Source organism: Brevundimonas sp. (assembly GCF_013912005.1).
Classification (GTDB): domain Bacteria; phylum Pseudomonadota; class Alphaproteobacteria; order Caulobacterales; family Caulobacteraceae; genus Brevundimonas.
Genome location: NZ_JACESB010000003.1, coordinates 227,002 through 241,206 on the forward strand (window position 1 = coordinate 227,002; position 14,205 = coordinate 241,206).

At 73.0% G+C, this 14,205-nt stretch carries 12 protein-coding genes; 2 read left to right on the forward strand and 10 right to left on the reverse strand.

Annotation, left to right across the window (positions count from 1 at the left end; translation table 11 throughout):
- Window positions 1-12 precede the first annotated feature (12 nt).
- Window positions 13-459, reverse strand: a complete 447-nt coding sequence (locus tag H2038_RS04190) for a hypothetical protein (RefSeq protein WP_292109446.1) — start codon at window positions 457-459, stop codon at window positions 13-15.
- Window positions 460-510: 51 nt separating this feature from the next.
- Entirely contained in the window at window positions 511-747 is a 237-nt protein-coding gene (locus H2038_RS04195; protein ID WP_292109448.1) for a DUF1674 domain-containing protein, read from the reverse strand.
- An 83-nt stretch (window positions 748-830) separates the two neighbouring features.
- Here H2038_RS04195 and htpX point away from each other — a divergent pair, with 83 nt between their 5' ends.
- On the forward strand, window positions 831-1,784 hold the full coding sequence (gene htpX / locus H2038_RS04200; protein ID WP_292109449.1) for a zinc metalloprotease HtpX: 954 nt from the start codon (window positions 831-833) through the stop codon (window positions 1,782-1,784).
- On the opposite strand, the gene recQ is transcribed toward htpX, so the two are convergent.
- A complete protein-coding gene (gene recQ / locus H2038_RS04205; protein ID WP_292109451.1) occupies window positions 1,781-3,640 on the reverse strand; it encodes a DNA helicase RecQ in 1,860 nt (619 codons plus the stop codon). The two genes, htpX and recQ, sit on opposite strands and share 4 nt — an antisense overlap.
- 98 nt (window positions 3,641-3,738) lie before the next feature.
- Between recQ and H2038_RS04210 the strand changes: the two genes are divergently transcribed.
- Window positions 3,739-6,021 carry an NADP-dependent malic enzyme gene (locus tag H2038_RS04210; RefSeq protein WP_292109452.1) on the forward strand — a complete coding sequence of 761 codons (2,283 nt, stop codon included), beginning with the start codon at window positions 3,739-3,741 and terminating at the stop codon, window positions 6,019-6,021.
- Window positions 6,022-6,028: 7 nt separating this feature from the next.
- On the opposite strand, the gene H2038_RS04215 is transcribed toward H2038_RS04210, so the two are convergent.
- From H2038_RS04215 to rsmI, 7 genes are all read right to left on the reverse strand, one after another.
- A complete protein-coding gene (locus tag H2038_RS04215) occupies window positions 6,029-7,768 on the reverse strand; it encodes an MFS transporter (RefSeq protein ID WP_292109454.1) in 1,740 nt (579 codons plus the stop codon).
- A 36-nt stretch (window positions 7,769-7,804) separates the two neighbouring features.
- Entirely contained in the window at window positions 7,805-9,337 is a 1,533-nt protein-coding gene (locus H2038_RS04220) for a response regulator (RefSeq protein ID WP_292109456.1), read from the reverse strand.
- Window positions 9,338-9,466: 129 nt separating this feature from the next.
- Window positions 9,467-11,041, reverse strand: coding sequence for a YifB family Mg chelatase-like AAA ATPase (locus tag H2038_RS04225; protein ID WP_292109458.1), 1,575 nt, complete (start codon window positions 11,039-11,041; stop codon window positions 9,467-9,469).
- A gap of 62 nt (window positions 11,042-11,103) precedes the next feature.
- Entirely contained in the window at window positions 11,104-12,048 is a 945-nt protein-coding gene (gene gshB / locus H2038_RS04230) for a glutathione synthase (protein ID WP_292109460.1), read from the reverse strand.
- Between the two features lie 59 nt (window positions 12,049-12,107).
- The gene (locus tag H2038_RS04235) at window positions 12,108-12,923 is read right to left on the reverse strand and encodes a transglutaminase family protein (protein ID WP_292109462.1); all 816 of its coding nucleotides are present in this window, start codon (window positions 12,921-12,923) and stop codon (window positions 12,108-12,110) included.
- Complete coding sequence (locus H2038_RS04240) at window positions 12,910-13,284, reverse strand: YraN family protein (RefSeq protein WP_292109471.1); 375 nt, start codon at window positions 13,282-13,284, stop codon at window positions 12,910-12,912. The genes H2038_RS04235 and H2038_RS04240 overlap by 14 nt, the downstream gene beginning before the upstream one ends.
- Window positions 13,285-13,349: 65 nt before the next feature.
- On the reverse strand, window positions 13,350-14,174 hold the full coding sequence (gene rsmI / locus H2038_RS04245) for a 16S rRNA (cytidine(1402)-2'-O)-methyltransferase (RefSeq protein WP_292109473.1): 825 nt from the start codon (window positions 14,172-14,174) through the stop codon (window positions 13,350-13,352).
- Window positions 14,175-14,205 lie beyond the last annotated feature (31 nt).

Consider the following 14,205-nt stretch of genomic DNA (forward strand, 5'->3'; position numbering starts at 1 on the left):
ACGGCCGACCGGTCAGCGGTCGTACAGGTAGACGTCGCCGCACCCGCAGTCGTGGCGCGGCGCCGGCCGGCGAACCCGCCAGCCCCGGCGGACGCCGTCGGACCGGTCGTGATTGTAGCCCCACTCGTCCCGGTACCCCTGTCCGCGGCTGCGCCCGGCGGCGTCGCCTCGCGCGCGCCAGGGACCGTCGTGGTCGCGCAGGCGGCGACGCCCCTCTCCGTAGCCCGGCGCGGGGGCGGGCACGTAGACGCGCGGGCGCTCGCGGCGGCCGTCAGCCCACCGGCCGGTCCCTGCGTAGGCGCGGACCTCGACCTCCGACAGCGGGGCGCCGCCGACCGGCTGGCCCCGGGAGTCGAGATACGCTGGCTGGCCCCACGATGGCGCGTAGGCCTGGGCGCGGGCGGCATGCGGCGCGAGGCAGATCGTCGCGCCGGCGATCAGGACGAGGGGACGAAGCATCGGCGATCTCCGGGTGGAGACGGTTAACGCTGTTCGGCCGCCTTCGTTCGCTCAGAAGTCGACGGCGAGGCCCTTCTTCTCCCAGTCGCCGTAGCGGGTGGGCTCGGGTCCCCGCGGACCGCCGTGCTCCACGGCCAGCGGCGTCTGGCGGGCCGCCTCGCGCCGTTCCGCCGCCTCCAGCAGGGCCCGTCGCGCGGCGTCGGAGAGCGGCCGTTCCGGCGTCGCGTGCGGCACGTCGGCGTTGAGGGTCGCGGCCGGCGCGTCGTTCGAGGTGGGATGATGGGTCACAGGGTCCTCGCCTTGAGCCGGAAGGTTCTGATCCACAAAATGGTTCTCCGCCAGCCCGGCGCCAGCCCCGACTCCGCGCGACGATGAATCACCTGAAGACCTTCGCCCTGCTCGCCGTCATGACCGCCCTGTTCATGGGCGTCGGCTACATGATCGGCCGCGTGCCCGGGATGCTGGTCGCCCTGCTGCTCGCCGGCGGCATGAACCTGTTCAGCTACTGGAACGCGGACAAGATCGTGCTGCGCATGTACCGCGCCCAGCTGGTGGACGAGACCCATCCGAACGCGGTGGTGCGCACCTACGTCGCCGACGTCCTGCAGATGGCCCGCGACGCCGGCCTGCCGCGGCCGAAGATCGCCATCATCCCCAACGACCAGCCGAACGCCTTCGCCACCGGCCGCAACCCGGAGAACGCCGCCGTCTGCGCCACCACCGGCCTCCTCGACATGCTGACGCGGGAGGAGATCCGGGGCGTGATGGCGCACGAGCTGGCGCACGTGAAGAACCGCGACACCCTGACCATGACGGTGACGGCGACGATCGCGGGCGCCATCGCCGCCCTCGCCAACTTCGCCCTGTTCTTCGGCGGCGGGGACGACCGCGAGCGGCCGGGGGGCCTGATCGGAACGCTGGCGCTGATGATCCTCGCGCCGATGGCGGCCGGGCTGGTGCAGATGGCCATCAGCCGCGCCCGCGAATACGAGGCCGATCGCGTGGGGGCGGGCATCGCCGGCGACCCACAGGCGCTGGCCGCCGCCCTGCAGAAGATCGAGGCCTATGCGAAGCGGATCCACAATCCGGTGGCCGAGCGCAATCCGGCCTCCGGCCAGCTGTTCATCATCAACCCCCTGTCGGGGCGCGGGGCCGACAACCTGTTCTCGACCCACCCGAACACCGCCAACCGGGTGCGGGCGCTGGCCGAACTGGCGACCGGCGCGGGCCGGCCGGCGTCGCGCCCGGCGGCGCCCCGGTCTGCCGCCGTCGCCGCGAGCACCTCGGTCCCGAACGCCGGCGGCCCGCGCGGCCCCTGGGGCTAGGCGGCCGCGGACAGGGCGGCGAGCACCGCCTTGCCGTAGCGCTCCAGCTTCGTCTGGCCGACGCCGGGGACGTGCCCCAGGGCGTCGAGCGTCGCCGGCTCGGCCACGGCGATCTCCAGCAGGGTGCGATCCTGGAAGATCACATAGGGCGGCACCCGCTGTTCGGCGGCCCGGTCGCGCCGCCACGCGCGGAGCACCTCGAAGCGGGCCCGCACGTCGGCGTCCATGGCCTCCAGCGCCGCGTTGCGCCCCGTCCGCTGCCGCGGCGCCGCCCCCCGCGCCGGGGTCAGCCGGACCTCGACGGCGCGCTCGCCGCGGTACACCGCCCGGACCGCGGCCGGGTCCCCGAGCCTGACCAGCGGCTTGCCCTCGTTCGGATCCTCGACCAGCAGCCCCTCGAACATCAGGTGGTCGAGCACGTCCCGCCAGGTCTGCAGCGGCGTGTCGACGCCGATCCCCCAGGTGGACAGGGCCGTCTCCCACGGCTGGACCTCCCGGGTCCGGCCGAGGAGGTGATCGACCACCCGGCCGCGGCCGAAGCGTTCGCCCAGCCGCTGCACCGCCGCCAGCGCCTTCTGGGCCTGCACGGTGGCGTCGAACATGGCCGGGGGGTCGAGGCAGATGTCGCAGACGCCGCACGGCTGCGCCTCCGCCTCGCCGAAGTAGCGGCGCACCGCCTGCGGCCGGCAGACGGCGCCGTCCAGCATGGCGAACAGCTGGCGCGCCTTGCGCACCTGCACCGCCTTGACCTCCTCGGCCGTGGGGCGGCCGTCGAGCCGCCGCAGGGTCCAGGCGATGTCGGAGGGACCGTAGAGGGTGAGGCCCTCCGCCGGCTCGCCGTCTCGGCCGGCGCGGCCGATCTCCTGCCAGTAGGCCTCGAGCGAGCCGGGCGGGTCGGCGTGGATCACGAAGCGGACGTCGGCCTTGTCCACCCCCATGCCGAAGGCGATGGTCGCCACCATCACCGCGCCGTCCTCGGCCAGGAACCGCTCCAGCCGCCGGTCGCGCTCCCGGGCGTCCATGCCCGCGTGGTAGGCGATGGCGTTGGTCCCCGCCTCCTGCAGCGCCTGCGCCACCCGCTCGCAGCCGTCGCGACTGCCGCAGTAGACCACCCCCGACTTGCCGCGCCGCTCGCGGACCAGGGCGATGACTGCGGCGTCCGTCTTCGCGCGGGAGCCGCTTTCCTTGCGGATAGCCGAAAGCTGGAGATTGGGCCGGGCGAAGCTGTCGACCACGACCCGCGCGCCCTCCAGCCGCAGCGAGCGCAGGATGTCCTCGCGCGTCCGCGCGTCGGCGGTGGCGGTGACGGCGATGCGCGGCACGCCGGGAAAGACCTCGGCGAGGCGGCCGAGGGTGCGATAGTCGGGACGGAAGTCGTGGCCCCACTGGCTGACGCAGTGGGCCTCGTCGATGGCGATCAGGCTGAGCGGCAGCTCCGCCAGCCGCTCCAGCATGGCGCCGCCCGCCAGCCCCTCGGGCGAGACGTAGAGCAGGTCCAGTTCACCGGCCCGCGCCGCCCGCCAGATGGCCGAGCGGTCGTCGAGCGAGACGCCGGAGTCGAGCCGCGCCGCCCGCACGCCCTGCTGCTTCAGCGCCTCCACCTGGTCGGTCATCAGGGCGATCAGCGGCGAGATCACCAGCCCGAGGCCGGGCCGGAGGATCGCCGGCAGCTGGTAGCAGACGGACTTGCCGCCGCCGGTGGGCAGGACCGCCAGCACGTCGCGGCCGGCCAGCACCTCGGCGACCACCTCCGCCTGGCGGCCGCGGAAGTCGGGGTGGCCCCAGATCCGCTCCAGCGTGGCGCGGGCCGCGTCGAGGGCGGAGGACGGCGCAAGCAGGGTCGAGTCGGCGGGCATCCCGGCCTTGTGCCGCATTTGTTCCCGGGTGTCAGCCGCTGGCCGGTTGTCGCCTCTCCCGCCGGGCACTAGGAACGGGACGAACTCCGGAAACGCCCATGCCTGACATCACCGACAAACAGACCTTCTCCGACGAGGACGCGCTCGACTTCCACCGCGCGCCGACGCCCGGGAAGATCTCGATGGCGCCCACCAAGCCGATGGCCACCCAGCGCGACCTGTCGCTGGCCTATTCGCCGGGCGTGGCGGTGCCGGTGCTGGCCATCGCCGGCGACGCCGACAAGGCGTACGACTACACCTCCAAGGGCAATATGGTCGCCGTCATCTCGAACGGCACCGCCATCCTCGGCCTCGGCAATCTCGGCCACATGGCCTCCAAGCCGGTGATGGAAGGCAAGTCGGTGCTGTTCAAGCGCTTCGCCGACGTGGACAGCTTCGATGTCGAGGTGAAGACCACCGATCCCGACGAATTCGTCACCGTGGTCAAGAACATCGGCGACACCTGGGGCGGCATCAACCTGGAGGACATCAAGTCCCCCGAATGCTTCGAGATCGAGAGCCAGCTCCAGGACCTGCTGGACATCCCGGTCTTCCACGACGACCAGCACGGCACGGCGATCATCTCGACCGCGGGCCTGATCAACGCCTGCCATATCGCCGGCAAGCGGCTGGAGGACGTCAAGGTCGTGCTGACCGGCGCCGGCGCCGCGGGCCTGTCGTCGATCGGCCTGATGAAGGCGGCCGGCGTGCGGCACGAGAACACGGTCATCGTCGACCGGGACGGGGTCGTCTACCGCGGCCGTCCGAACATCGACCAGTGGAAGGCCGCCCACGCCACCGACACGCCGCACCGCACCCTGGCCGAGGCCATGGTCGGCGCCGACGTGGTCATCGGCCTGTCGGCCAAGGGCGCGATCACCAAGGAGATGGTCGCCTCCATGGCCCCCCGGCCGATCATCTTCGCCATGGCCAACCCCGATCCGGAGATCACCCCGGAGGACGTGCTGTCGGTGCGCTCGGACGCCATCATCGCCACCGGCCGCTCGGACTACCCGAACCAGGTCAACAACGTGCTGGCCTTCCCCTACCTGTTCCGGGGCGCGCTGGACGTGCGCGCCCGGCAGGTCAACCACGAGATGAAGGTCGCCTGCGCCCAGGCCCTGGCCGCCCTCGCCCGCGAGGACGTGCCGGACGAGGTCGCCGCCGCCTACCGCGGCCGCAAGCTGAAGTTCGGGGCCGACTACATCATCCCCACGCCCTTCGATCCGCGGCTGATCTGGTACATCCCGCCGTTCGTGGCGAAGGCGGCGATGGATTCGGGGGTGGCGCGCCGGCCAATCGAGGACATGGACGCCTACCGCGCCTCGCTGCGCCGCCGGCTCGATCCCTCCGCCGCCCTGATGCAGAACATCTCGGCGGCCGTGCGCGCGGCGCCGAACAAGCGCGTCGTCTTCGCCGAGGGCGAGGAGACCTCGGTGATCCGCGCCGCCTGGGCCTTCAAGCAGGCCGAGCTGGGCACGCCGATCCTCGTCGGCCGCGAGGAGCTGATCCGCCAGAACGCCGCCGAGGCGGGGCTGAACTTCGACGACCTCGGCATCGAGATCGCCAACGCCCGGCTGTCGGAGCGCAACGTCGAATACACGGACTGGCTCTACGAGCGGCTGCAGCGGCGTGGATACCTGCGCCGGGACGTGCAGCGGATGATCAACCAGGACCGCAACTACTTCGCGGCCACCCTGTGCGCCCGCGGCGAGGCCGACTGCATGGTCACCGGCGTGACCCGCAACTTCAACATGGCCCTGCGCGAGGTGCGGCGGGTGCTGGACGTGAAGGAGCGGATGATCGGCCTGTCGGTGCTGCTGGCCAAGGGCCGCACCCTGTTCGTCGCCGACACCTCGATCCACGAGCTGCCGAACGCCGCCGAACTGGCCGAGATCGCCGTGCAGGCGGCCGAGACGGTGCGCAAGCTGGGCAAGACCCCGCGCGTCGCCTTCCTCAGCTACTCGACCTTCGGCAACCCGCCGGGCGACCGGGCCGAGAAGGTGCGCGAGGCGATCCGGCTGCTGGACCAGCGCGGGGTCGACTTCGAGTACGAGGGCGAGATGCCGCCGGAGCTGGCGCTCGATCCCGACGCCCGGACGGCCTATCCGTTCATGCGCCTGACCGGCCACGCCAATGTGCTGGTCATGCCGGCCATCCACTCGGCCGCCATCTCGACGCGTCTGGTCCAGGCCCTGGGCGGGGCCACCGTGATCGGACCGCTGCTGGTCGGGCTGGAGAAGTCGGTGCAGATCGTCTCGCTCGGCGCCTCGGTCAGCGAGATCCTCACCGCCGCGACCTTCGCCGCCTACGAGGAGGGCGCGGCGGCCGGCGAGGAGTGAGTCCGGCTCAGGCGGACGGCGCGCCGCTGGCGGCCGCGTCGCGCGCCTTCTGCGCCGCCATCACCGCCGGCTGCCGCCGCGCCACATAGAAGGCGAGAACGATCGCAAAGACCCCGATCAGCGTCGAGTAGAGGAAGAAGGTGACGTAGCCGGCGCCCAGCCCGGCGACGGACACCCCGCTCTTGGCGGCGCCCTCGACCAGCGACCCTTCCGGAAGGCGGGTGAACAGGCCCTTCAGGACGGCCGGCAGCCCGCCGGCGTCCGCCCATCGCGCCGAGGCCTCGACGATCTTGCCCGACTGACTGGCGATGATCTTGCCGGGCAGGGCGTAGAGCGAACTGAACAGCGCGTACTGGGTCGCGGTGAAGCCGATCGAGGTGAGGCTCGACATGTAGGCGATGAGGGCGGTGCCCGCGTAGCCGGTGGCGACGTTGTCGATGCCGATGGAGATGAAGAGGGCGGTCAGGTCGTGGCCCTGGGTGGCCAGCCAGGCGAAGACGAAGTTGGAGACCGGGCTCATGAAGGCGCCGATCACCATCGTCCGGATCAGCCCCAGCTTCGCCACCGACCAGCCGCCGACGATGACCCCTGCGGAAAGGGCCACGACCCCGAACACCTTCCGCACCTCGGCGATCTCGATCAGGCTGAAGCCGAGGTCGATGTAGAACGGGTTCATGATGTTGAGGACGAAGTCCGCCAGCCGGTAGAGGCAGATCAGGGCGAGGATCGGCCCGGCGAGACGTCCGAAGCGGTTGAAGAAGTCCATCAGCGGCTCGCCGAAGGATCCGGCGAGGTAGGCTCCCGGCCGCGTCGCCAGTCCCGGCAAGGGCCAGCAGGCCGCGGTCAGCAGCGCAAACCCGCCGATCACATAGGCGAACTGGACGAGGACGCCCGCCGCATCGCCCTGCTCGAGCCCCGCGACGAGGGCGGCCTCGGCGCCGCCGCCAAGGAATGGTCCGAGAGCCCAGACAAGCGCATCCGCCTTGTCCGTGAGCCCGGTGCCGATGACGAGCGCGGCGATGAAGATCAGCAGGACCCGGATCACCCACTCGATCTTCTCGGCCATCGGCCGCGACGGGAGGTGTCCGACGGGGATCGCCCGGATGACGTGCGCCTTCTCCCGCGGGGCCAGCAGCACGCCAAGCACGCCGATCCCCATCAGGGCGGCCATCACCGCGTAGGAGAGGTTCCAGTTGAACAGCTGTGCGAGGATGAGCGGGACGGCGCCCGCCACGATGACCGCAACGCGGTAGCCAAGCTGGTAGGCCGCAGCCATCACCCCTTGCCGGCTGTCATCGACGGCCTCGATGCGCCAGGCGTCGATCGCGATGTCCTGCGTCGCCCCGAAGAAGCCGACCAGGACCGCAAAAAGCGCGATCAGGCCGAGGTTCGACTGCGGGTCGGAACCGGAGATCAACCACAGCCCGAGAATGATCACCGCCTGGGTCGCCAGCATCCACGACCGCCGGTGTCCGAGCAGGCGGGTGAGTCCGGGGATGTCGGTGCGGTCGAGCAGCGGCGCCCAGACGAACTTGAGCGCATAGGTCAGCGTCGCCAGGGCGAAGAAGCCGATCAGCTCGAGCGAAACGCCATCGTCCCGCAGCCAGGCCGAAAGGGTGTCGTAGACGAGAAGGTTGGGCAGGCCGGCGGCGAAGCCGAGCAGCAGCATGACCAGGCTGGTGCGCTCGAAGTAGGCGGCCAAGCCCCCGAGGCGGCTCGCGGGCTTCGCGGCGCTGCTGTCAGTCATCTGGCGTTCCCTGGCGGCGACGCCCCCTGCGCCCCGCTATCCGGCGGCGACCTTGGCGCGGACTTCCCGGTTCGTCCAGCGGGTCAGGGCGGCGCGCAGGGCGGCGAGGTCCAGCGGCTTGACGAGGTGGTCGTCCATGCCCGCCTCGAGGCAGGCCTTGCGGTCCTCGGCGAAGGCGTTGGCCGTCAGCGCCACGATGGGCGTGCGGTCGCCGCGGGCGCGCAGCTGGCGGGCGGCGGTCGGACCGTCCATGCCGGGCATGCGCATGTCCATGAACACCAGGTCGTAGCGGGCGCGCTTCATCGCATCGAGGGCCTCGTGGCCGCTGGCCGCGGTCTCGACCGCGCACCCCTCGCGCTTGAGCAGGGTGGAGGCCAGCAGGGCGCCGACCGGATTGTCCTCGACCAGCAGCACCCGGGTGCCGGAGAAGCGGCCGGAGAGCACGCGGTCGTCGTCCGGCGGCGGGGGCGGCGGCGGACCCGGCCGGTGCGACCCGGCCCCGACGGCGGCCAGCACCCGTTCGGCCACGGAGGCCCGGCGCAGCGGCTTGATCAGATAGCCATGGAAGCCCGCCGACCGGTAGCGGGCGATCAGGTCGCGTTCCGAAGGCTTGAGCAGGACGATGGCGCGGCCGGCGGCCGGGCGGCGCGCCAGCCCCTCTCCGGCGGCCCGGGCCGCATGATCGACGAGGACCACCGGCGCGACCTCGGCGACGGCGCCGCCGGACGCCTCGATCTGGGCCGCGGCGGCGGCGCGGACGAAGGGGTCGGGGCTGATGACGGCGACGGTCTGGCCGGTCAGCGGCTGGCCGCGGGACTCCCCCGGCGCGGGCTCGAAGACCGCCTCGAAGCGGAAGCGGGCCCCGCCGCCCCCCGGGCGGTCGGCGACGCGGACCGCCCCGCCCATGGCCTCGGCGAGGCGACGCACCACCGCCAGCCCGAGGCCGGCGCCGCCGAAGCGGCCGGCGTCGGAGGCGTCGACGTGGCCGAACTCCTCGAAGATGCGCTCGCGAGCCTCGGCGGGGACGCCGGGCCCGGTGTCGTCGACGATGAAGGCCAGCTTCGGCGCCTTGCGCGAGCCGCCGCAGCGCTCGACCGAGATGCGGACACCGCCGGACTCCGTGAACTTCACCGCATTGCCGGCGAGGTTGAACAGCACCTGGCGCAGGCGGCCCTCGTCGGCCAGCACGTCGGGCGCGTCGGCGGCGACGGACCAGGCGATCTCCAGACCCTTGTCGTCGGCGCGCGGGCTGAGCAGCTCGGCCACGCCGCGGACCAGCTCCTCCAGATCGACCGGCGCCGCGTCGAACTCCAGCTTGCCGGCCTCGAGGCGGGCGTAGTCCAGCAGGTCGTTGACCAGGCCCAGCAGGTGCTCGGCCGAGGTGCGGGCGCTGTCGAGATAGGCCCGCTGGGCCCCGTCGAGGCGGGTTCGCTGCAACAGGCCGAGCATGCCGATCACGCCGTTGAGCGGCGTGCGCATCTCGTGGCTCATCAGGCGCAGGAACTGCTGCTCGGGCGAGGCCGGCTCGCCGCCTTTGATGTCGGGACTTCCGCTTCTGCGTCGCGCCATGTCGCCTCCCGTGGAGAGGGCAGCTTGCGCCGGACGGGTTAAGACCGCTTCAACCCGGCGGGTTAAGCAAAGGTCGATCGCACCGCGCAGTCGCGGTCGCGGTCGCCAGACGGGGGCGGCGGGGGCGGTTCACCAGGCCGGCGCGGGCGTCGTAGCCGCAGCGCGACCCGCCTCCGCCGCGAGCGGCGGGCGGTAGATCAGGGCCTCGGCGACGTGGCGGCGCAGCACCCCGTCGGAACCGTCGAGGTCGGCGATGGTGCGCGCCAGCCGCAGCGTCCGCGTCCAGCCGCGGGCGGTCAGGCCGCCGGCCTCACCCGCCCGCATCAGCAGGGCGCGGCCCGGCTCGTCGGGCGTGGCGAAGCGCTCCAGCGCCTCGCCGGAGACGCGGGCGTTGACGGTCTGGTCCCAGCCCGCCTCGGGGTCCAACCCCGCCGACCGCAGCCGCTCCGCCTGCAGGGCCCGGGCCGTCGCCACCCGGGCCGCCGCCTCGGCCGTGCCCTCCGCCGGCGCCGGCAGGGCCATGTCGGAGGCGGTGACGGGCGGCGTCTCGACCGTCAGGTCGATGCGGTCGAACATCGGACCGGAGATGCGGTTGCGGTAGTCGCGCTGGCAGCGCGGGGCCTTGCCGCAGGCGCCCTTGCCGGGCCCGCCGACGCCGCAGCGGCAGGGGTTCATCGCCGCCACCAGCTGGAAGCGGGCCGGGTAGCGCACATGGGCGTTGGCCCGGGCGACGACGATCTCGCCGGTCTCCAGCGGCTGGCGCAGGGAGTCCAGGGCCTGGGCGCTGTACTCGGGCAGTTCGTCGAGGAACAGCACGCCGTTGTGCGCCAGCGAGGCCTCGCCCGGCCGGGCGCGCAGACCGCCGCCGGTCAGGGCGGCCATGGAGGCGGAGTGATGCGGCGCGCGGAACGGCCGGTCGCGGGTCAGGGCCCCGCGCTCGATCAGCCCCGCCACCGACCAGACCATCGAGGTCTCGAGCAGCTCCTTCGAGGTCAGCGGCGGCAGCAGGCCCGGCAGACGCGCCGCCATCATCGACTTGCCGGAACCGGGCGGGCCGATGAACAACAGGTTGTGGCCCCCGGCGGCGGCGATCTCCAGCGCCCGCTTGGCGCTCTCCTGCCCCTTGACCTCGCGCAGATCGGGGACCCGCTCGCCCGAGCGGAGCGCCCCCGGCTCGGGGCGGCGCAGCACCGTGGTTCCCTTGAAGTGGTTGACCAGGCCGATCAGCGAGCGCGGGGCCAGCACCGGGGCCTCGCCGGCCCAGGCGGCCTCCGGGCCGTTCGCCTCCGGGCAGATCAGGCCCAGCCCCATGGCGTCGGCCGCCACGGCCGCGGGCAGGGTCCCGCCGACGGGGGCGATCTGTCCGTCCAGCCCCAGCTCCCCCACCGCGGCCCAGCCCGCCAGCGCGTCCGGCGGGATCACGCCCATCGACGCCAGCAGGGCGAGGGCGATCGGCAGGTCGAAGTGGCTGCCCTCCTTGGGCAGGTCCGCCGGCGCGAGGTTGGCGATGATCCGCTTCGAGGGGAGCGCCAGCCCGATGCCGGCGAAGGCGCCGCGCACCCGTTCGCGGCTCTCGGCCACCGCCTTGTCGGCGAGGCCGACGATGGTGAAGGACGGCTGGTCTGCCGACAGCTGCTGGACCTGCACGTCCACCCGCCGGGCGTCGACGCCCTCGAACGCGACCGTCACCACGCTGGCGTGCATGGCTCCCTCCCGTCATCCGGAAGGGAACAAAACACGAACCCGAGGCGGTGGCAAGACCGCCGTTACGCGGCGCGCCTGCGCTCGATCACGTCCCACATCAGCGCCGCGGCGTCGACGCCGGTGAAGCGCTTCAGCTGCTGCGCCCCGGTGGGCGAGGTGACGTTGATCTCGGTCAGGAAGTCGCCGATGACGTCGATGCCGACGAAGATCAGGCCGCGGTCCTTCAGCGTCGGCCCGATGGCGGCGCAGATCTCGCGGTCGCGGTCGGTCAGCTCGACCGGGGCGGCCACGCCGCCGACGCGCAGGTTGGAGCGCACCGCCCCCGCGGCCGGGATGCGGTTGATGGCGCCGACCGGCTCCCCGTCGATCAGGATGATGCGCTTGTCGCCCTTGGACACCGCCGGCACGAACTTCTGGATCACCAGCGGATCGCGGCTGGCGGCGGCGTGGATCTCGATCAGGGCGCCGAGGTTGGGGTCCTCCGCCTTCAGCCGCACCACGCCCGAGCCGGCCGCCCCGTGCAGGGGCTTCAGCACCACGTCGCCGTGGCGCACGTGAAAGTCGTCGAGGGCGACGGGGTCGGCGCTGATCAGGGTCGGGGGCTGCAGCCCGGGGAAGCGGGTGGCGAGCAGCTTCTCCGGCGCCGAACGAACCTCGGCCGGATCGTTCACCACCAGGGTGTGCGGGTGCACCGTCTCCAGCAGGTAGGTGGCGGTGACGTAGGCCATGTCGAACGGCGGATCCTGACGCATCAGGATCACGTCGACGTCCGAACCCAGATCCAGCTTCTCCCAGTCGCCGAAGACGACATGATCGCCCCGCTGCTGGCGCAGGGTCACCGGGCGGGCGCGGCAGAACAGCCGGCCGTCCTCCAGCGCCAGGGTGCGGAAGTCGTAGACCCACAACGGATAGCCGCGGTTCTGGGCCTCCATCGCCTGCAGCCAGGTGGTGTCCGACTCGATGTCCACCCCTTCGATCGGGTCCATCTGGATGGCGACTCTGAGCATCGGCGGTCCTGCGCTTGTGGAGCTCTGGCTAATGGGCGCCGCGGCGGGGGCGCGCAAGGTCAGTTCAGCTGCAGCCGGACCCGGTCCATCGACAGCCGGCGCTGGACGTCCGCCGGATCGTCGAGGGTGCGGGCCCGCGACAGGGCCTCCAGCGCGCCGGCGAGCGCCCCCTGCTTCTCGCGCGCCGAGGCGACGTCGAGCCACGGCCGGTGATCCTCCGGATCCAGCAGGGCCCGGCGCAGGGCGGACCGCTCGGCGCCCTCGAAGTCGCCGGCGCGCAGGGCGCGGGTGAACAGGACGTTCTGCAGGCGGATCAGCGCCTGACGGTCGGTGACGGGGGCCATCAGCACGTCGAGCCGGTCGGCGACGTGGGGCGTCAGCCCCGCGCGCAGGGCGCGGCGGGTCAGTTCCGACGGCAGCACCACGCGGCCCTGGCTGAACGGGTCCAGCGCCACCGGCCCTTCCGGCGTCTCGACCCGCAGCAGGAAGTGGCCCGGGAAGTCCACGCCCTGCGCCTTCACCCCCGCCCGCCGGGCGGCGTCGAGGTAGAAGACGGCGAGGGCCGCGGACAGGCCGCGCCGCCGCTCGGCGACGTCGATGACGTCGGTGTTGGCCGGATGGTCGTAGGTGATCAGGTCGCCGTTCAGGCGGAGGTCGGCCGCCATGGTTTCGGCCAGCGCCTCATCCGGGCTTTCGCGGCCGATGCGCTCCGCAAGCCGGTCGCCGCCGGCGCGGGCCAGCACGCGGACCGGGTCGGGGTCGCGGAAAGGGTAGTCGTGAATGGCGCAGGCGATGGCCGCCTCAAGCAGCGGAAAGGCGTCGTTCTGCGCCTGTCCCGCCTCCGTCAGCACGCCCTCGGCCTCATCGCGCGTCATGGCTGGTCCCGCCTGTCACCCCGCGACGATGGCGCGGAAAGCGCCGCGGAGCCAGCGCCACAATATCGATTCTGAGCGTGTGCCCCGCGAGACCGGGTCTTTGGCGCAACATCGCCCGGCCCGCGGCGAGGAGCCGTTCGTACTGGGCCGGCTTCAGCGCGGTCAGGGCCTGCTCCGGCGTGGGCCGGCGCTTGACCTCGACCACCGCCAGCACGCGGCCGCGGCGGGCGAGGATGTCGATCTCGCCGGCGCGTGTCTTCAGGCGGAAGCCGAGGATCTGGTAGCCGCGGAGCATCAGGAAGACGGCCGCCGCCCATTCCGAACGGTGGCCCAGCCGGTGCGACAGGGCCCCCAGGGCCACGCGCCACGGCCGGCGGACGCGGGCGACCGGGGCCGGCCGGAGGCGCGGCGCGGGCCGGGCGGCGCTCACCGGCCCTGCAGCTCCAGCGCGCGCCGGTACAGCGGCTTGCGGGGCAGGTCGAGCGCCTTCGAGACCTCGGCCGCGGCCTCGCCCGGCGGCAGGCGGGTGAGAGCCTCGGCGAGGGCGGCGTCGGCGTCGGCCGCGGAGGCGATCTCCGCCTCGCCCGGGCCGACGACGATCACGATCTCGCCCTTGGGCGACTGGCAGCGCGGGTCGGCGGCGAGCTCCGGCAGGCTGCCCCGCACGCACTCCTCGTAGAGCTTGGTCAGCTCGCGGGCGACGGCGGCCGGGCGCGGGCCCAGCACCGCGGCCATGTCGGCGAGGCTGTCGGCCAGCCGCGGGCCGCTCTCGAAGAAGACCAGCGTCTGGCGGCCGGGCCGGAGCTCTTCCAGAGCCGTGCGCCGGGCGCCGGACTTCGGCGGCAGGAAGCCGGCGAACAGCACCCGGTCGGCCGGCAGGCCGGCGATGCACAGGGCCGCCAGCAGGCTGGAGGGGCCGGGGATCGGGTGGACGGGCAGGCCCCCGGCGATGGCGGCGCGGGCGACCACGAAGCCGGGATCGGAGACCATCGGCGTGCCGGCGTCCGAGACGAGGGCGACCACCGCCCCGTCCTTCAGGCGCTCGACGGCCAGCTCGGCGGCGCGGGCGGCGGCGTGGTCGTCGCAACGCTCCAGCTTCGCCTTCAGTCCGTAGGCGGAGAGCAGCTTCGCCGTGACCCGGGTGTCCTCGGCCAGCACCAGGTCGGCGGCGGTCAGCACGTCGAGGGCGCGCAGGGTGATGTCGCGCAGGTTCCCGATGGGCGTGGCCACCAGGTACAGCCCCGGCTCCACCGGTCGCGGCGGCGGAACGGCGGGCGGGAAG

What these genes read in the sequence shown, in the direction of transcription:
- H2038_RS04190 (WP_292109446.1), bottom strand. Translation starts at nt 459, where the DNA reads ATGCTTCGTCCCCTCGTCCTGATCGCCGGCGCGACGATCTGCCTCGCG.
- htpX (WP_292109449.1), top strand. Translation starts at nt 831, where the DNA reads ATGAATCACCTGAAGACCTTCGCCCTGCTCGCCGTCATGACCGCCCTG.
- recQ (WP_292109451.1), bottom strand. Translation starts at nt 3,640, where the DNA reads ATGCCCGCCGACTCGACCCTGCTTGCGCCGTCCTCCGCCCTCGACGCG.
- H2038_RS04210 (WP_292109452.1), top strand. Translation starts at nt 3,739, where the DNA reads ATGCCTGACATCACCGACAAACAGACCTTCTCCGACGAGGACGCGCTC.
- H2038_RS04215 (WP_292109454.1), bottom strand. Translation starts at nt 7,768, where the DNA reads ATGACTGACAGCAGCGCCGCGAAGCCCGCGAGCCGCCTCGGGGGCTTG.
- H2038_RS04220 (WP_292109456.1), bottom strand. Translation starts at nt 9,337, where the DNA reads ATGGCGCGACGCAGAAGCGGAAGTCCCGACATCAAAGGCGGCGAGCCG.
- H2038_RS04225 (WP_292109458.1), bottom strand. Translation starts at nt 11,041, where the DNA reads ATGCACGCCAGCGTGGTGACGGTCGCGTTCGAGGGCGTCGACGCCCGG.
- gshB (WP_292109460.1), bottom strand. Translation starts at nt 12,048, where the DNA reads ATGCTCAGAGTCGCCATCCAGATGGACCCGATCGAAGGGGTGGACATC.
- H2038_RS04235 (WP_292109462.1), bottom strand. Translation starts at nt 12,923, where the DNA reads ATGACGCGCGATGAGGCCGAGGGCGTGCTGACGGAGGCGGGACAGGCG.